The organism is Streptomyces xanthii (assembly GCF_014621695.1).
Classification (GTDB): Bacteria; Actinomycetota; Actinomycetes; order Streptomycetales; family Streptomycetaceae; genus Streptomyces; species Streptomyces xanthii.
The window spans coordinates 4,657,903-4,675,334 of the sequence record NZ_CP061281.1 but is presented as its reverse complement, the minus strand read 5'-3'; the positions used below and the strand labels follow the sequence as shown (position 1 = coordinate 4,675,334).

14 protein-coding genes are annotated in these 17,432 nt (G+C 71.7%); 8 read left to right on the top strand and 6 right to left on the bottom strand.

The window, feature by feature from the left end; all coding sequences use genetic code 11:
* Window positions 1–163: 163 nt before the first annotated feature.
* Entirely contained in the window at window positions 164–427 is a 264-nt protein-coding gene (locus tag IAG42_RS21225) for a WhiB family transcriptional regulator (RefSeq protein WP_018533570.1), read from the bottom strand.
* Window positions 428–1,103: 676 nt separating this feature from the next.
* Between IAG42_RS21225 and IAG42_RS21220 the strand changes: the two genes are divergently transcribed.
* Genes IAG42_RS21220 through IAG42_RS21210 form a run of 3 tightly spaced genes read left to right on the top strand, consistent with a single transcriptional unit; the run spans window position 1,104 to window position 3,934 of the window.
* Window positions 1,104–1,628, top strand: coding sequence for a cysteine dioxygenase (locus IAG42_RS21220; protein WP_188338550.1), 525 nt, complete (start codon window positions 1,104–1,106; stop codon window positions 1,626–1,628).
* Window positions 1,629–1,661: 33 nt separating this feature from the next.
* Window positions 1,662–2,630, top strand: coding sequence for a 2-phospho-L-lactate transferase (gene cofD / locus IAG42_RS21215; RefSeq protein ID WP_188338549.1), 969 nt, complete (start codon window positions 1,662–1,664; stop codon window positions 2,628–2,630).
* Window positions 2,627–3,934, top strand: coding sequence for a coenzyme F420-0:L-glutamate ligase (locus tag IAG42_RS21210; protein WP_188338548.1), 1,308 nt, complete (start codon window positions 2,627–2,629; stop codon window positions 3,932–3,934). Before cofD ends, IAG42_RS21210 begins: the two co-directional genes overlap by 4 nt.
* Before the next feature lie 194 nt (window positions 3,935–4,128).
* On the opposite strand, the gene IAG42_RS21205 is transcribed toward IAG42_RS21210, so the two are convergent.
* The 3 genes from IAG42_RS21205 to IAG42_RS21195 all read right to left on the bottom strand — a co-directional run bounded on the left by IAG42_RS21205 (window position 4,129) and on the right by IAG42_RS21195 (window position 7,778).
* Entirely contained in the window at window positions 4,129–5,154 is a 1,026-nt protein-coding gene (locus IAG42_RS21205; protein ID WP_188338547.1) for a DNA-3-methyladenine glycosylase family protein, read from the bottom strand.
* Between the two features lie 88 nt (window positions 5,155–5,242).
* On the bottom strand, window positions 5,243–6,325 hold the full coding sequence (locus tag IAG42_RS21200) for a mannose-1-phosphate guanylyltransferase (protein WP_188338546.1): 1,083 nt from the start codon (window positions 6,323–6,325) through the stop codon (window positions 5,243–5,245).
* A gap of 100 nt (window positions 6,326–6,425) precedes the next feature.
* Window positions 6,426–7,778: an N-acetylmuramoyl-L-alanine amidase gene (locus IAG42_RS21195; protein ID WP_188338545.1), complete on the bottom strand. Its 1,353-nt coding sequence runs from the start codon at window positions 7,776–7,778 to the stop codon at window positions 6,426–6,428.
* Window positions 7,779–8,128: 350 nt separating this feature from the next.
* Here IAG42_RS21195 and IAG42_RS21190 point away from each other — a divergent pair, with 350 nt between their 5' ends.
* The 4 genes from IAG42_RS21190 to IAG42_RS21175 all read left to right on the top strand — a co-directional run bounded on the left by IAG42_RS21190 (window position 8,129) and on the right by IAG42_RS21175 (window position 13,796).
* Entirely contained in the window at window positions 8,129–8,884 is a 756-nt protein-coding gene (locus tag IAG42_RS21190) for a TIGR03089 family protein (protein ID WP_188338544.1), read from the top strand.
* Between the two features lie 105 nt (window positions 8,885–8,989).
* Window positions 8,990–10,234, top strand: a complete 1,245-nt coding sequence (locus IAG42_RS21185; RefSeq protein ID WP_223206103.1) for an LCP family protein — start codon at window positions 8,990–8,992, stop codon at window positions 10,232–10,234.
* A gap of 282 nt (window positions 10,235–10,516) precedes the next feature.
* On the top strand, window positions 10,517–12,202 hold the full coding sequence (locus IAG42_RS21180; protein ID WP_188338542.1) for an LCP family protein: 1,686 nt from the start codon (window positions 10,517–10,519) through the stop codon (window positions 12,200–12,202).
* Between the two features lie 85 nt (window positions 12,203–12,287).
* Window positions 12,288–13,796 (top strand): LCP family protein, encoded by a 1,509-nt coding sequence (locus IAG42_RS21175; RefSeq protein WP_188338541.1) that lies wholly within the window; start codon window positions 12,288–12,290, stop codon window positions 13,794–13,796.
* A gap of 62 nt (window positions 13,797–13,858) precedes the next feature.
* Here IAG42_RS21175 and IAG42_RS21170 read toward each other — a convergent pair whose 3' ends face one another.
* Window positions 13,859–14,917, bottom strand: coding sequence for a glycosyltransferase family 2 protein (locus IAG42_RS21170; protein ID WP_188338540.1), 1,059 nt, complete (start codon window positions 14,915–14,917; stop codon window positions 13,859–13,861).
* Window positions 14,918–15,121: 204 nt separating this feature from the next.
* Here IAG42_RS21170 and IAG42_RS21165 point away from each other — a divergent pair, with 204 nt between their 5' ends.
* Window positions 15,122–16,591: an LCP family protein gene (locus IAG42_RS21165; protein ID WP_188338539.1), complete on the top strand. Its 1,470-nt coding sequence runs from the start codon at window positions 15,122–15,124 to the stop codon at window positions 16,589–16,591.
* Between the two features lie 223 nt (window positions 16,592–16,814).
* On the opposite strand, the gene IAG42_RS21160 is transcribed toward IAG42_RS21165, so the two are convergent.
* Window positions 16,815–17,357: an acyl-CoA thioesterase gene (locus IAG42_RS21160; protein ID WP_188338538.1), complete on the bottom strand. Its 543-nt coding sequence runs from the start codon at window positions 17,355–17,357 to the stop codon at window positions 16,815–16,817.
* Window positions 17,358–17,432 lie beyond the last annotated feature (75 nt).

Sequence of the window (17,432 nt, the reverse complement as noted above, 5' to 3'; positions counted from 1 at the left end):
CCGCTGGGGACACGGTGGCGTCTCGGACGGGGCCCCACACTAACGGCTGGCAACAACGGCGGCCCGCCGCCTGTGGACAACCACCGGCGACGGGCCGTGAGTACCGCGTTCTCGCAGCGGTGAGCGAAGCTCCGCGCGAGCTTGCGCGCGAAGGTGCCGGAAGCTAGACGGCGGCCTTCTTCAGCCGGCGGCGCTCCCGCTCGGACAGGCCGCCCCAGATGCCGAACCGCTCGTCGTTGGCGAGTGCGTACTCGAGGCATTCGGAGCGGACCTCGCACGCGAGGCAGACCTTCTTGGCCTCCCGCGTGGAGCCGCCCTTCTCAGGGAAGAAGGACTCCGGGTCGGTCTGTGCGCACAGTGCGCGCTCCTGCCAGCCGAGTTCCTCTTCCGCGTCCTCGACCAGCAGATCCGTAAACGACTCGGTCATAGTGCGCCCCTCGTCCGTCTGTGCGTCCCCGTGATGTTGCCGTTACCGATTTCGGCTGAACGACACGAGTGAAATTACAAGTGTGCCGATCCGGGGCAGTCAAGCCGGGATCTGCTATTGAGCCCCTTATTCACTCTGCGGAACCAAGGCTATGCGGAAAGTGTTCAAATCGGCAAAAAACGTGACACTTGCCAGCGGCGCATCCCGTCACCAGAAAGGACGTCGCAGAGATCGATCTCGTTCCGGCGCTCATACGGAAGCGAACCTGATCACATTCGGATCACAGGATGACAACGACGTTTGCCCGCCGGGTTGCTGCGCCACATGTCCGGTGCGAGCCCTGCACAAACCTTTCGCCTGCGAGGGATACCGGATGAGGTGAAACATTTCCCACAATCCGGACAATGAGTTGACAGCGGTACCTCCCACCCGGTGTCCTGGTGGGCATGCTCGCGAACCTGCCGCTGTCGACGCCCCGCACCGCCGGGTCCGTCACCGCTGCGCGCGCGTGCTGTTGCTGTTGCTGTCCCAGCTGCTGACGATCGAGACGATCCCGGCTGGTGTGTCGTAGAGCCTCCCGTGCTCCGACACCGCATCTCCTCTCTCCTTGTACGGCCCTTCGCCCCCGCCCGGGCGGGGGCACCCCGCACTCCCCGCTGAGGAACCACACACCCCCATGAACAGCGACAGCGACCTCCAGATCGCCGGCGACATCCTCGAAGTCCAGCACCTGCTGCAGCCCCCGCGCGAGCACCCGCAGACCGTGGCCGAGTTCGCCGGACTCGCCCGCTCCATCGCCGCCGACCGCTCCCAGTGGGAGCACCTCGTCGAGTACGACGCGACGACCCGCTGGTACCACCGGCTGCGCACCGGCCCCGGATACGAGGTGTGGCTGCTCTCCTGGGTGCCCGGACAGGGCAGCGGGCTGCACGACCACGGCCGCTCCTCCGGCGTCCTGACCCTCCTGGAGGGCGAACTGACGGAGCGTACGGAGCGGGGCACCCACACGCTCGCGGCCGGCGCGCAGCGCGTGTTCGCGCCCGGGTACGTCCACGAGGTCGCCAACGACGCCCTGGAGCCGGCCGTCAGCCTGCACGTGTACTACCCCGGGCTCACCGAGATGCCGATGCACTCGGCGGCCTGCTCCACCGAGGCCGGCCGGGACGCGGTGGCCGAGATCGAACTGACCGGGACCAGCTGACACTCTGTCGGTGCCGCCTGCGATGCTGGGGCCATGCGCATTGTGGTTCTGGCAGGCGGCATCGGTGGTGCCCGGTTCCTTCGCGGTCTCAAGCGGGCGGCCCCGGACGCGGACATCACGGTCATCGGCAACACCGGGGACGACATTCACCTCTTCGGCCTCAAGGTCTGTCCCGACCTCGACACGGTGATGTACACCCTGGGCGGCGGCATCGACGAGGAGCAGGGCTGGGGGCGTACTGACGAGACGCACCGGGTCAAGGAGGAGCTCGCGGCCTACGGGGTCGGACCCGAGTGGTTCGGGCTCGGCGACCGGGACTTCGCGACCCACATCGTGCGCACGCAGATGCTCGGCGCCGGATATCCGCTCAGCGCCGTCACCGAGGCGCTGTGCGAGCGCTGGCAGCCGGGGGTGCGGCTGCTGCCCATGTCGGACGACCGCGTTGAGACGCACGTCGCCGTCACGCTCGACGGCGAGCGCCGCGCCGTGCACTTCCAGGAGTACTGGGTGAAGCTGCGCGCCTCCGTGGACGCGCACGCGATCGTGCCGGTCGGCGCCGAGGCCGCCAAGCCCGCGCCGGGCGTCCTGGAGGCCATCGCCGAGGCCGACGTGATCCTCTTCCCGCCGTCGAACCCGGTGGTCAGCATCGGCACGATCCTCGCCGTGCCCGGCATCCGCGAGGCCATCGCCGACGCGGGCGTCCCCGTGGTCGGCCTCTCCCCCATCGTCGGGGACGCGCCGGTGCGCGGCATGGCCGACAAGGTCCTCGCCGCCCTCGGCGTCGAGTCCAGCGCGGCGGCCGTCGCCGAGCACTACGGTTCGGGGCTGCTCGACGGCTGGCTCGTCGACACCGTGGACGCGGGCGCCGTGGAGCGCGTCGAGGCCGCCGGGATCCGGTGCCGGGCCGTGCCCCTGATGATGACCGACCCCGCCGAGGGGCTGGCCGCCGCCGACATGGCGCGGGCCGCGCTCGCCCTCGCCGAGGAGGTCCGGGCCTCGTGAGCGACGCGCCCTCCTTCCGGGCCTGGGCGGTCCCCGGCATACCCGAGGTCACCGAGGGCGACGACCTCGCCGCCCTGATCGTCGCCGCCGAGCCCGGCCTCGCCGACGGTGACGTCCTCCTGGTCACCTCCAAGATCGTCAGCAAGGCCGAGGGCCGGATCCTCCAGGCCGACGACCGCGAGGCGGCGATCGACGCCGAGACCGTACGGGTCGTGGCCCGCCGCGGCCCCCTGCGCATCGTGGAGAACCGGCTGGGCCTCGTCATGGCCGCCGCCGGCGTCGACGCGTCGAACACCCCGGCCGGCACGGTGCTGCTGCTGCCCGAGGACCCGGACGCCTCGGCGGCCGCGATCCGCGACGGCGTGCGCGCCGCGCTCGGTGTCGAGGTCGGCGTCGTCGTGACGGACACCTTCGGGCGCCCCTGGCGCAACGGGCTGACGGACGTCGCGATCGGCGCCGCAGGTGTGCGCGTCCTCGACGACCTGCGCGGCGGCACGGACGCGCACGGCAATCCGCTGAGCGCGACCGTCGTGGCGACCGCCGACGAGCTGGCCGCCGCGGGCGACCTCGTCAAGGGCAAGGCCGGCGGCCTGCCCGTCGCCGTCGTCCGCGGGCTGCCCGGCGTGACCACCACCGATGAACAGGGCGGCTCCGCGCGGGAGTTGGTGCGCGTCGCCCATGACGACATGTTCCGGCTCGGCACCTCCGAGGCCGTACGGGAAGCGGTGACGCAGCGGCGTACCGTACGGGCCTTCACGGACGAGCCCGTCGACCCCGGCGCGGTGCGCCGGGCCGTCGCCGCGGCCGTCACCGCGCCCGCGCCGCATCACACGACGCCGTGGCGGTTCGTCCTCCTCGAATCGGCGGCCTCGCGCACGAAGCTGCTCGACGCGATGCGGGACGCGTGGATCGCGGACCTGCGCCGGGACGGCAAGAGCGAGGAGTCCGTCGAGCGGCGGGTGCGGCGCGGTGACGTGCTGCGCAACGCGCCGTACCTCGTCGTGCCGTGTCTGGTCATGGACGGGGCACACACGTACGGGGACGAGCGGCGGGACGCGGCCGAGCGGGAGATGTTCGTCGTCGCCGCCGGGGCGGGCGTGCAGAACTTCCTCGTCGCGCTGGCCGGGGAGCGGCTCGGCTCCGCCTGGGTGTCGTCGACCATGTTCTGCCGGGACGTCGTGCGCGGGGTGCTCGATCTTCCGGGGGGCTGGGATCCGATGGGGGCCGTCGCGGTCGGGCACCCGGCACAAGCGCCTGCGGAGCGGCCCGCGCGGATCGTCTCGGAGTTCGTCGAGGTGCGGTAGGCCCCGTGCGTGGCGGGGCGCCGCCGTGGGGGTTGATCATCGTGGCCGGGTGCTGCGCCGTCGTGGTTGCTCGCGCTGTTCCCCGCGCCCCTGAAGGGGCACACTCCGTGCGCCCCCCAGGGGCAGGTTGGGCGTGCCCGCGACGGAGTCGCTGATCGGGTACAGCCCCGCCCCACGCCCCCTTACGGGGGGTCTCACCACTCCGCGATGTTCACTCGGCGCATCTTCGGCTGGCGGCGGGGTGGGGTCGCGCCGCTGAGGAGGATCAGGCGGGCCGCGCGGTGGCGTTGACCCTCGTAGGGGGCCAGGAGGTCGAGCATGTCGGCGTCCGTCGCGTCGCGGTCGCCGGCGAGGGCGTGGCCGACGATGCCCGGCAGGTGGAGGTCGCCCGTGGTGACCTCGTCGGGGGCGCCGTTCGTGCGCTGGATGGTCTCGGCGGAGGTCCACGGGCCGATTCCGGGGACGAGTTCGAGGCGGGCGCGGGCCGCGGGCGGGTCCATGTGGGCCGCCTCCTCCAGGCGGCGGGCGACCTTCGCGGCGCGCAGGATCGTCGACGCGCGCTTGTTGTCGACGCCCGCCTTGTGCCACTCCCAGGACGGGATCCGGGTCCAGGTGTACGGGTCCGGCACGACTCGCATGCGCAGGTCGCCGCCGGCCGGGCCCGGGGCCGGATCGCCGTACTTGTGCAGGAGCAGCCGCCAGGCGCGGTAGGCCTCGTCCGTCGTGATCTTCTGTTCCAGGATCGACGGGATCAGCGACTCCAGGACCAGGCCGGTCCGGGTCAGGCGCAGGCCCTGCCGTCGGCGGGCCGTCTGCGCGACCAGGCGATGGCGCGGCTCGAAGGCGGAAGGGTCGTCCGACGCGCCGAGCAGGGACGGGAGTTGGTCCAGGAACCACTGCGCGCCCGGGCCCCAGGCCGTCGCCTCGACCGTGCCGTCGGCCCGCTGGGTGACGCGGAGCGTCGCGGGGCCCTCGGGGGTGCGGCTCGTGCGCCACACGGAGCCGTCCGGGGTCGTACGGAAGGTGGGGTCGGCGGGGCCGCGGCGCAGGGGGCCGAGCGTGAGGCCGAGGTGGACGGGGTCCGCCGGGGCGTAGACGCGGGCCTCGGCCGTGGAGGCGACCGGGGCGTGGGCGGGCCGGGGTACGTGGGTGGCGCCGCCGCGGACCGTGGTGCGGGTCTGCCGCGGTGCGGGGTTCGGGACGTATCGGCGGCCGGCCATCTCACGAGGGTAGCCCGGGCCCCTCCGGGGTGCGGCGGATGTCGCCGAGGTCACGCGGGAGGGGCCGGTGCGTGGGGTCGGTGCGCGGCTACTGGTCCGAGGAGAAGCGGATCGACGCGTCCGGGATCGTCGCGTCGCACCAGATCCGGACGCCCTCGCGCAGCTCGTTGTCCGCGCCGACCTGCGCCCCGTCCCCGATGACGGCCCCCGTGAGGACCGTACGGGCGCCCACGCGGGCGCCGCGGCCGATCAGGGAGTCCGTGACCACCGCTCCGGGTTCGATCACCGCGCCGTCCAGGACCGCCGAGCCGGTGACGCGGGCGCCCTCGCCCACGCGCGCGTGCTCGCCGATCACCGTGCCGGCGGTGAGCTTGGCGTCCGCGGCCACCTCGGCCGAGGGGAGCACGAGCCGCTCGCCGCGCCGGCCGGGGACCGCCGGGGACGGGGCGCGCCCCATGACGAGGTCGGCGGAGCCGCGCACGAAGGCCTGCGGGGTGCCGAGGTCGAGCCAGTACGTCGAGTCGACCATGCCCTGGAGGTGGGCGCCGTCGGCGAGCAGCCCCGGGAACGTCTCGCGTTCCACCGAGACGGGGCGGCCCGTCGGGATCGTGTCGATCACCGAGCGGCGGAAGACGTAGGCACCGGCGTTGATCTGGTCGGTGACGATCTCCTCGGGCGTCTGGGGCTTCTCCAGGAAGGCCGTGACGCGTCCCGTGCCGTCCGTGGGGACGAGGCCGAACGCGCGGGGGTCCTCGACACGCGAGAGGTGCAGGGAGACGTCCGCGCCGGTCGACTCGTGCTCGTGGACGAGGGCGCCGATGTCGAGGCCGGTGAGGATGTCACCGTTGAAGATGAGGACCGGCTCGTCGGGCCCGGAGCGCAGCCGCGGGGCGACGTTGCGGATGGCGCCGCCGGTGCCGAGGGGCTGGACCTCGGTGACGTACTCCAGGTGGAGCCCGAGGCGGGAGCCGTCACCGAAGTACGGCTCGAAGACCTCGGCCAGGTACGAGGTGGCCAGGACGATGTGGTCGACGCCGGCCGCTCTCGCGCGGGCGAGCTGATGCGTGAGGAAGGGCACACCGGCCGCCGGGACCATCGGCTTCGGCGTGTTCACCGTGAGAGGCCGCAGTCTGGTGCCCTTGCCGCCGACCAGGAGGATCGCTTCTGTCACCTGTCGTCTCTGCTTCCTGCTGGGGCCGGCCGAACTGTCTTTCGGCCGGCCAGTGTATGCAGACCGTTCGAGGTGCCCGGGCCGGCCCGTGTCCGGCGTGTCAGCGTCCCTGGAGCTGCGCCGACGTCGTGCGGGCGGTGCCGAGCTGGTTGTAGAGACGGCGTCCCGGGCATTCGGTTGCGAAGCCGTCCCGGTGGCCGGAGATCACCTTCAGCCGCACATTCTTTCCCTTGCTGTACAGATTTCCACCACCCGAGGTGAGGTATGTCGAGCCCTTCGGGTTGGCGCCGTACAGGCCGAGCTTCCAGGCGGTCAGCTGGGAGATCGCCTTCACGGCCGTGGCGGGCGGGTTCGAGCTGCCGAACGAGCCCAGGACCGCGATGCCCATGGTGTTGGTGTTGAAGCCGAGGGTGTGGGCACCCATGACGGCCTTCGTGACGCCGCCGGCCCGGCCCTCGTAGATGGTGCCGCACTTGTCCACGAGGAAGTTGTAGCCGATGTCACGCCAGCCGCTGCTCTTCACGTGGTAGCGGTAGATACTGCGAATGACGGAAGGCGCCTGGGAGCAGCGGTAGTTGTTGCCCGACGCGCTGTGGTGGACGAACGCCGCCTTCACCGACTTCGTGTACAGGAACTGGCTCTCGCGCAGTGTCTCGTCCGCGCCCCAGCCCTTGCGGGTGACGATGCGTGGGCGCGGGCCGATGTACGGGCGGGCCTGGGCGCCCTCCGTGTCGCCGCCACGGGCGCTGATCAGGGCGTCCTCGGTCTGCTGCTTGGTCAGCGCGGGGATCTCGGTGGCGCCGAGCGGGGCGAGCTCCGCGTTCACGGCGGAGGCGGCGGCCGTCTCGGCGCTCAGGGCGCCCGTGCGGGGGGCGTCGGCCGGGGCGCCCTGGGCGCCGGGCTCGTCACCCGGGTCGACGAGTTCGAGACGCAGGCCCTCGGGGAGCGGCTCGGCCGTGGTGTCGCCGCGGTCGGAGGCGTGCGGCGCGCCGCCGGCCTGGACGCGGACCTCGACGCCGTCCGAGTCGCCGACCCACAGCGGTGCGGTCGCGCCCCGCAGGGTGCGGCCGGCGGCCTCGGCGGTGCCCGGGTCGGGCGCGTCGTCGTTGTGCGTCTCGACGTCCTGCCAGGCCGACCAGGTGGTGGTGCCGGTCGCCCGGGTGCGGACCTGGACCTGGCCGTGCAGGGCGACGGACGGGTCGTTCCAGACGACGCCGACGAGGGAGAACGGGCGTACGTCGCGCTGGGGCAGACCCTGCTGCCGGGCGGCGCCGCCGCCCGCGGAGCGGTCCGCGGTGAGCGGGGCCAGCGGGAGGGACTGGGTGCTGCCGGGGATCGACTCCTGGGTCGGGGTCGTGGGAGCCGCGGCGGCGGTCGTGGTGGGCAGGGTCAGGGGGAGGGCGAGGGCGGCCGCACAGCTGACGCCGACCGCGGAGGCAAGGAATCCACGCATGCGGAACATTTCTGCACGGGGGCGCTGCGCTGGCTATCGGGGTGCGTCATACGGGGGGCCCATTGGGCCGGGCGGGGGCCGCGTCAGGGGGCCGTCCGTGTGTCGCCGGGTGCGGGCCCGGTGGGGGCTGGTCGCGCAGTTCCCCGCGCCCCTGAAATGCATGCCCTTCGGGCGCATTTCCCCGACGGGTCACCGCCCCGATGAGAGGCAGCACGAAGTGCGCATCTCAGGGGCGCGGGGAACTGCGCGAGAAGCCCCACCGGGGCGCACCCGGCGACGAAACGGGCGGAGGCACGGCAGGGCCCCGCACCCGGACGCCCCGCGGAGCGCACCGCGCCTACGCTGAACCCGTGAAATCCGAGCCCCGTACTGCCGCCGAACTTCTTCAGCACGCCCTCGCGGACGATCCCGGTCGCCCCCTGGTCACCTTCTACGACGACGCCACCGGGGAGCGCGTGGAGCTGTCCGTGGCCACGTTCGCGAACTGGGTGAACAAGACGGCGAACCTGCTCCAGGGCGACCTGAACGTCGAGCCCGGCGACCGCGTCGCCGTGCTGCTGCCCGCCCACTGGCAGACCGCCGTCTGGCTGCTGGCCTGCGCCTCGGTCGGCGCCGTCGCGGACGTGGGCGGCGACCCGGCCGCCGCCGACGTCGTGGTCAGCGGCCCCGACACGCTGGAGGCGGCCCGCGCCTGTTCCGGCGAGCGCGTCGCCCTCGCGCTGCGCCCGCTCGGCGGCCGCTTCCTCCAGACCCCGGAGGGGTTCGTCGACTACGCCGTCGAGGTCCCCTCGCAGGGCGACCGCTTCGCCCCGTTCTCCCCCGTCGACCCCGACGAGCCCTCGCTGGTCGTCGCGGGGGCCGAGTGGACGGGCGCGGAGGTCGCCGCGCGGGCGATCGCGGACGCCGCCCCGTTCGGGCTGACCGGGCCGGGCTCCCGGCTGCTGTCGGGTCTCTCGTACGACACCTGGCAGGGGCTGAGCGCGGGGCTCTTCGCGCCGCTGGCCGCGGGCGGCTCCGTCGTGCTGTGCCGGAACCTGGACCGGCTCGACGAGGAGGCGCTGGCCCGGCGCATCGACAGCGAGCGGGTGTCGGCGACCGCGAAGTAGCGGATCTTCACCCGTTCGGCCCCGCTCCCCCGGCCGCCCGGCGCGGCCGGGCCGATGATCGTGGAGACGCCGTTTTCCCCAGGCCGGACCGTGAGGGGACCGCACGTGACCGACTCCGCAGCCACACCGCTCGGCCCGGGCACCGGCTCGTCGCCGACCGGCGCCGGTCGTGTCCGGCGGCGCAGGCGCCGGCTGCGGTACGCGGCGTGCGCGCTGGCGTTCCTGGTGCTCGTGGCGGGCGGGGCCGGCTGGATCGTCTACGAGAAGCTCAGCGGGAACATCACCGAGGACACGGACGCGGCCGCCGAACTCGCGAAGTACGACAAGGAGCGGCCCACCGTCCTCGTGCACGGCGCGCAGAACATCCTGCTCATCGGATCCGACTCGCGCGCCGGCAAGAACCGCAAGTACGGCCGCAACGACGGCACCCAGCGCTCGGACACGACGATCCTGCTGCACGTGGCGGCGGACCGGAAGAGCGCGGTCGCCGTCTCGTTCCCCCGCGACCTGATGGTGAACATGCCGCGCTGCACCGCCCCGGACGGCAAGCGCCTGGAGCCGACGTTCGCCATGTTCAACTACGCGTTCGAGGCGGGCGGTTCCGCCTGCACGATCCGCACGGTGGAGAAGGTGACCGGCATCCGCGTCGACCACCACATGGTCGTCGACTTCCAGGGCTTCAAGGACATGGTGAACGCCGTGGACGGGGTGACCGTCTGCCTGGACGCGCCCATCAATGACGCCGACGCCCATCTGAAGCTGTCCGCGGGCGAGCACACCCTGAACGGCGAGCAGGCCCTCGGCTACGTCCGCGCCCGCAAGAGCCTCGGCAACGGCAGCGACACCGACCGGATGGACCGTCAGCAGCGGTTCCTCGGCGCTCTCGTCCAGAAGGTCCAGAGCAACGGTGTCCTGCTGAACCCGACGAAGCTCTACCCGCTCCTCGACGCCGCCACCTCGTCCCTGACCACCGACCCGGGCCTGGCGAGCCTGCGCGGCCTGTACGACCTGGTGCGCGGGATGCGGAACATCCCGGCCGACCGCATCCAGTTCCTGACCGTGCCCCGGGAGGCGTACGTCTACAACGCCAACCGCGACCAGCTCGTCCAGCCCGCCGCCGACCAGCTCTTCCGGCAGCTGCGCGCCGACCGGCCGGTGGTCGTCCGGAAGGAGGTGCCCGCCGCGGCGCACGAGGCAGAAGAGGGCTCGTCCCCCGGCATTTCCGATGAAACGGTCGCCTATCAACGGGAAATGGACGAGAAGTCCGGGGCCTCGTCCCCCGCCTCCGGCACCCCCGAGCCCACTCCGACGTTCCGGGGCAATACGGCGAAGCAGGACACCTGCGGCTGAGGCCGGTCCGTACCCCTCCGGCGGCGCCTCAACCGCCCCTCGGTAAAGCGGGAGTCATCAGCCGGCACACAGGTTCAAAGATATGGGCCGGAATGCCCAGTTGTAGGGGAGTGGAATTTGTCACCGCCGTCGCCTGGCGCTGAACTGGGCGGATAGTGTGAGCGATCCGGTGCACCCGGCCACGCTTCGGGCAAGGTCGCGCACTGCTGACCGACTTTGACCGGGCGCCCGCTTTAAGGGGGGTAGGGCGCCGCGTGGCCCCGACGGAGGACACAGACAACCGTGGACGCGCAAGGCCGTGGGCGGGCGGAGAACATCGACCCCGCAGACCAGTGGGTCCTGAACCCGCAGACCGGTGATTACGAACTGCGACTGACCCCCTCCGCTGAGCAGTCAGGGGTGCCGGGACCGCGCCGCACCGCACCGCGGCCCGGCGGCCGACGGCGGCAGCAGGCACCGCAGGATCCGGGAGACGTCCCTCCCCAGCGCCGACGGCGCGAGCCGGAGGCCCTGGCCCCGGACACGGGACGGCGCAGGTCGAAGCCGAAGAAGAAGTCGAAGGTCAAGAAGGTCCTGCTGTGGACCTCCGGCACGATGGCCTTCGTGATCCTGGCCGGCGCCGGGGCGGTGTACATCTACCTCGAGCACCTCAACGGCAACCTGACGGTCAACAACACGCCCGACGCCAAGAACAGCTTCGCCAAGGACGAGGCCTTCAACATCCTCGTCATCGGCACGGACAAGCGCACCGGCAAGGGCAACGAGGGCTACGGCGACAAGGGCAGCGTCGGTCACGCCGACACGAACATCCTGCTGCACGTCTCCAAGGACCGGACGAACGCGACCGCGCTGAGCATCCCGCGCGACCTCATCGTCGACGTCCCGGAGTGCACCACCGACGGCAAGCCGATCGCCGGCACCTCGACCGTGCGCTTCAACACGAGCCTCGGCCAGGACGGCCGTGACCCGGGCTGCACCATGCGCACCGTCAAGGCGGTCACCGGGATCACCCCGGACCACTTCATGATGGCCGACTTCAACGCCGTGAAGACCCTGTCCACGGCCGTGGGCGGCGTCGAGGTCTGCGTCAAGAAGCCGGTGGACGACCCGGACTCGCACCTCAAGCTGCCCGCCGGCAAGAGCGTGGTGAAGGGCGAGCAGGCCCTCGCCTTCGTCCGCACCCGGCACGCCTTCGGCAACGCGGGCGACCTGGACCGCATCAAGGTGCAGCAGCAGTTCCTCGGTTCGCTGGCCCGCAAGATGAGCTCCGGCGACACCCTGACGAACCCGTCGAAGCTGACGAGCCTCGCCGAGGCCGCCACCAAGGCGCTCACCGTCGACCAGGGCATCGGCAGCCTGAACAAACTCAAGGACGTCGCCCTGGAGTTGAAGAAGGTCCCGCCGAAGAACATCTCCTTCGTCACGACCCCGGTGATCGACAACCCGGCGGAGAAGGTGCACGCCACCGTCGTCGTCGACCAGACGAAGGCACCGGCGATCTTCGACGCCATCAGGAACGACGTCTCCCTCACGGAGACGAAAAAGAAGAAGAAGGCCGCCGACTCCGCCCGCCTCAAGGGCGTGCGCTCCGCGGCCTCCGAGGTCCGCGTCGACCTCTACAACGGCGGCGCGCCGGCCGGCTCGGCCGGCACCACGCTCACCTGGCTGCAGAACACCGAAGGCGTCCTGAAGTCGAGCCAGTTGGGCAACGCGCCGAAGGACCAGGCCAAGACGACCCTGGAGTACTCGCCGGACCAGGCCGACCAGGCCCGGAAGCTGGCGGACATCATGGGGCTGCCCGGATCGGCACTCAAGCCGGGCGAGAGCGAGACGAACGACCAGGGCCTGCCGGCGATGATCCTGATCCTCGGCAAGGACTTCAAGGGCGCGGGGGTGCCCATCACCGGTTCGGCGAAGGCGCCGGACGTGGACAAATCGACGGCGGACAAAACTGTGTGCGCCGAATGACCAACCTCGGCCGCCCCGAGACTGTCTCACCACATGACAGCGGGGCGGCCGAGCCTTGGCCAGGGGTGGGGAGTGTGGGGCAAGGATGGGGCGACGAAGCGCGCGCAGCAAACGCTCGCGAATACTGCGCTGGACCACGGGCGTGCTCGCGGTCCTCGTACTGGGCACGGCCGGTGCCGGATACCTCTGGTACCAGCACCTGAACAACAACATCCAGACGGGCAAGCTCAGCCTGGGCGAGCACCGGGCCGCGAAGCCGACGCCCAACGCGGCGGGCCAGACCCCGCTGAACATCCTGCTGATCGGGTCGGACGACCGGAACAGCAAGGAGAACCTGAGGCTCGGCGGCCACAAGGAGAGCGTGGGCGCGGCACCGCTTGCCGATGTGCAGATGCTGCTGCACCTGTCGGCGGACCGCACCAACATGTCGGTGGTGAGCATGCCGCGCGACACCCTCGTCAAACTGCCCAAGTGCACCGACCCGAAAACGGGCCGCGTGTATCCGGAGACGGTCGGCCGGGTAATGACGAACACCTCGCTGGGCCGTGGTGGCCCGGGCTGTACGGTCGCCACCTGGGAGGAGATCACCGGCATCCACATCGACCACTTCATGATGGTCGACTTCACGGGTGTGGTGTCGATGGCCGACGCGATCGGCGGCGTACCGGTCTGCGTCGACGCCAACATGACGGGGCGGCGGGCCGGCAGCGACGAGGGCACCAGCCTGAAGCTGGAGAAGGGCACGACGTACATCAAGGGCGAACAGGCCCTGCAGTGGCTGCGCACCCGGCACGGCTTCGAGGACGGCAGCGACATCGCGCGCGCCAAGGCACAGCACATGTACATGAGCGCGATGGTGCGCCAGCTCCGCGAGAACGCCACGTTCAGCCACCCCGGCAGGCTGCGCACGCTGGCCGAGAAGGCGACGGACGCGGTGAAGCCCGACGACGGCCTCGACACCGTCAAGAAGCTCTACGACCTGAGCAACGAGCTCAAGAAGCCCTCCCCCAAGCGCATCACGATGACGACGATGCCGTTCGTGTACGAAGGTGCGCGCGTGGCTCCGACGCCCGCGGCGGACACCCTGTGGAAGCTCCTCCGCGACGATGTCGCGCTGGACGGCAAGGACGCGAAGAAGGCGACGGCGCAGACCTCGCACGACCCGGCGGCGGCCGACGACAAGATCGCCGTGCAGGTCCGCAACGGCACGCGGACGGCGACGACGGCCGCGGTGCCCGGCCGGGCCTCGGCGGTGCGGCAGGCCCTCATCGGCAAGGGCTTCACGCAGGCGGCCTCGGACGGTTCGCCGCCGCTCGCCGTGGACAGGACGGTCGTCAACTATCCGTCGGCGGACCTCGAGGGCGACGCGCAGGCGGTCGCCAAGTCCATGGGGATTCCGCTGAGTTCCGTGAAGAGGTCGACGGAGGTGTCCGGGGTGACGCTCACCGTGGGCGCGGACTGGCGCACGGGCAACATGTTCCCGAAGGACGCGGCCGACGCGGACACCCCGGACAAGACGCTGGACAGGAGCCAGACGCAGAACGGCGCTGACAGCGGCCAGTGCATGCACGTACAGCCGGGCTACACCTGGTAGGACGCCTGCCGGGCCGTACACGCGCCACGGGGCGCGGGAGGTGAACTCCCGCGCCCCGTGCGCTAGTTGGCGGCGCTCTTCGCCTTGCCGTCGCCGAGCACGGCGGGCCGGCGCGAGGCGATGACCTTCTTCGCCAGCGACTTCGGGCTGGTCAGAAAGCCCCAGCCCCACGACATGTGCATCGTGGCGAGGGCGACGGGGATCTGGGCGCGCGCCTTCAGCGGCAGACCCTTGCCCGCCGGGACGGAGCCCGCGAGGATCGCCGCGAGGTAGCCGCCCGGGATCACGAAGCCCCACGGCGTCAGGGCCGCGCCCACGACCGTGCCCGCCGCGATCGCGCACACGGCGGCCGGTGGGGCGAGGTAGCGCAGGTTGATCGAGCCCGCGTGGTAGCGGGCGACTACGTGCCGCCAGCGCCCGTAGTCCTTGTACTGCCTGGCCAGCGCCTTCACGCTCGGGCGCGGCCGGTAGGAGACCTTCAGCTCGGGCGAGAACCAGATGAGCCCGCCCGCCTCACGGATCCGGAAGTTCAGCTCCCAGTCCTGGGCGCGGATGAACTCCTCGTTGTACCCGCCCTGCCGCTCCAGCGCCTCGCGCCGGAAGACACCGAGGTAGACCGTCTCGGCCTGCTGCGCCTCGCCGCCCGTGTGGAACGCCGCGTTGCCCACGCCGATCTTGGAGGTCATCGCGGCGGCGACGGCCTGTTCCCAGGCGTTGGTGCCCTGGGCGTGCATGATGCCGCCCACGTTCATCGCGCCGGTCTCCTCCAGGAGCCGCACCGCGGTCTCGATGTAGCCGGCGGAGAGCGCGGCGTGCCCGTCGACGCGGACCACGACCGGGTGCCGGGACGCCTTGATCGCCGCGTTCAGCGCGGCGGGCGTACGGCCCGTGGGGTTCGGCACCGTGTGCACGCGGGGGTGTTCGGCGACGAGCCGCGCGGCGATCTCGTCCGTACGGTCCGCCGACGGGCCGAGCGCGAGCACGACCTCCATCTCGCCGCCGTACTCCTGCGCCAGGATCGCCTCGACCGCCTCCCGCAGATGCCGCTCCTCGTTGAGGATGGGCATGATCACGGAGACCGCCGGGAGCTGCCCGTCGGAAGGTGCGTTCTGGGTATCCATCTCGTCTTTCACGGCCGGGGGTCCTGTTCTCGGCCGGGTGCCGGGGGTCCGGTCGGCCGGGCCCCGGAGGTGCGGCTTCGCCGTTCACGTTACCGCTAATGGGGGACACCGACGCGCGCCGCCCGGGTCGCTACCGCGGGCAGGAGATCGTATCGGCCTACGGTGCTCAGGATCCCACGCCCGCCGTCGCGGAGGTGTCCCCCCGTGCCCACGCCGCCCCGCTCCCCCGCCCGCCCGCCGCGTCCCCCGCGGCCGGGGCAGGGCCGCCGACCGGTGCGGCCGATGCGCAGGAGACGGCCCCGGTGGGCCATGCGGGTGGCGACCACGTTCTCCGTCACCGTGCTCGCCGCGGCCGGCATCGGGCACGCGCTCGTGACCAGCCTGGACAGCGGCATCGACCGCATCGACCCCTTCAAGGACATGAAGAACCGCCCGGCGGCCGGGCACGGCACGAACGTGCTGCTCGTCGGCACCGACGGCCGCGACAAGATCACCCCGGCCGAGAAGAAGAAGTACCGGCTCGGGGGCGCCCCCTGCCACTGCACGGACACCGTGATGATCGTGCACATCTCCGCCGACCACGACCGCGCCTCCGTCGTCTCCCTCCCCCGCGACTCCTACGCGGAGATGCCGCCCCACACCGACCGCACCACCGGTGAGAAGCACCACGCCCACCCGGTCAAGATCAACGCGGCGTACGCGGAGGGCGGGCCGCAGCTGACCGTGCGCACCGTCGAGAACATGACGCACGTCAAGATCGACCACTATCTGGAGGTCGACTTCACCAGCTTCATGCGGACCGTCGACGTGCTCGGCGGCGTCGAGGTCTGCACCGCCAAGCCCCTCAAGGACTCGTACACCGGGCTGGACCTCGGCGTCGGCTCCCACAAGCTGAACGGCGGGCAGGCCCTCCAGTACGTGCGCTCCCGGCACGCCGACAGCGCCAGCGACCTGGGCCGCATGCAGCGCCAGCAGCGCTTCCTCGCCTCCCTGATCTCCGCGACGACCTCGTCCGGGGTGCTCCTGAACCCGGTCAAGTTCCGCGAGGTCGCCCGTACGCTGCTCAGCTCGGTCCGGGCCGACAAGGGCTTCGGCACGAACGAGATGGTCGACCTCGCCGAGGCCATGCGGAACTTCTCGCCGTCCTCGTCGGAGTTCACGACCGTGCCGATCGGTGACATGAGCTACCCGGTCAAGGGCATCGGCTCCACCGTGAAGTGGGACCCGGTCAAGTCCCGCAAGCTCTTCGACGCCCTGCGCGAGGACGAGCCGCTCTCCGCGCACCACAAGAAGAAGAAGGCCAAGGTCGTCGGCGTCTCGCCGCAGCAGATCCGGGTGCAGGTCGAGAACGGGACGCGGACCTCCGGGCTCGGCATGAAGGTCGACAAGGCACTGAAGAAGACGGGCTTCCGCACGTCGGGCGCCCCCGTCAACGCGTCGGGCGGCGCCGTCGCCGCGCACACCCTCGTCCTCTACGACCCGCGCTGGGACCGCTCCGCGAAGTCCCTCGCCGCCGCCCTCCCCGGCGCCCGCCTCAAGCCGGTCAAGGGCCAGGGGGCCATGCTCAAGGTCGTCGCCGGGAAGGACTACAAGGGGGTTCAGCAGGTGCGGGCCGAGGACGCCTATCAGGGCGAGTTCGGCGCGGTGACGGGCGACGAGGTGGTGTGCGGCTGAGCGCTGCCGGGTGCGGGTCCGATGGGCTTCTCGCGCAGTTCCCCGCGCCCCTGAAATGCAGCCCTTCGGGCGCGTTTCCCCGACGCCCGGCTCCCCTATGAAGGCGCGGCGGAGCCGCAGGCCTTCAGGGGCGCGGGGCTGTGACATCAGCGACTGCGCCGCGGGGCGCGAGAAGCCCCACCGAACCGCACCCAGCGGCGAAAGCCTCGGAGCTACGGCGGGATCAGTCCTCTTCCGGGGCGGACTTCGCGCGCAGCTCCTTGATGGCGCGGCGCCGGGCCAGGCGGTGCTGGCGCCGGATCTGGGCCTCCTGGTACCGACGCCGGTCACGGTCCGTCTCCGGCTCCACGGGCGGCACGGCCCGCGGCTTGCCGTCGGCGTCCACCGCGGCGAACACCAGGTACGCCGAGCCCACCTGCTGCGGCGGCGTCGACTCGTTCCACCTCTCCGCGAGGACCCGCACGCCGACCTCCATCGAGGTCCGCCCGGTCCAGTTCACCTGCGCCTTCACATGCACGAGGTCCCCGACCCGGACCGGCTCCAGGAACGCCATCTCGTCCATGGACGCGGTGACCGCGGGCCCGCCGGAGTGCCGTCCGGCCACGGCTCCCGCCGCGTCGTCCACGAGTTTCATGATCACGCCGCCGTGCACCGTACCGAGGAGGTTGGTGTCGTTGTGCGTCATGATGTGCGACAACGTCGTGCGGGAAGCGGAAGTCGGCTTGCCCGGAATTTCGGATTCCGTGCCGTGGGCCTGGTCTGTCATGGCACCCACCATATGCGGGGCCCGTTTGTGTCAGCTCTGCAACAGCCCCGGTCCGATTTACCCACCGCCCTGTAA

Bases quoted from the DNA above. Each gene is read 5' to 3' on its own strand.
- IAG42_RS21205 (WP_188338547.1), bottom strand. From the start codon at position 5,154: ATGGCCGGCCGCCGATACGTCCCGAACCCCGCACCGCGGCAGACCCGC.
- IAG42_RS21160 (WP_188338538.1), bottom strand. From the start codon at position 17,357: ATGACAGACCAGGCCCACGGCACGGAATCCGAAATTCCGGGCAAGCCG.
- IAG42_RS21170 (WP_188338540.1), bottom strand. From the start codon at position 14,917: ATGGATACCCAGAACGCACCTTCCGACGGGCAGCTCCCGGCGGTCTCC.
- cofD (WP_188338549.1), top strand. From the start codon at position 1,662: ATGCGCATTGTGGTTCTGGCAGGCGGCATCGGTGGTGCCCGGTTCCTT.
- IAG42_RS21195 (WP_188338545.1), bottom strand. From the start codon at position 7,778: ATGCGTGGATTCCTTGCCTCCGCGGTCGGCGTCAGCTGTGCGGCCGCC.
- IAG42_RS21225 (WP_018533570.1), bottom strand. From the start codon at position 427: ATGACCGAGTCGTTTACGGATCTGCTGGTCGAGGACGCGGAAGAGGAA.
- IAG42_RS21220 (WP_188338550.1), top strand. From the start codon at position 1,104: ATGAACAGCGACAGCGACCTCCAGATCGCCGGCGACATCCTCGAAGTC.
- IAG42_RS21175 (WP_188338541.1), top strand. From the start codon at position 12,288: ATGGGGCGACGAAGCGCGCGCAGCAAACGCTCGCGAATACTGCGCTGG.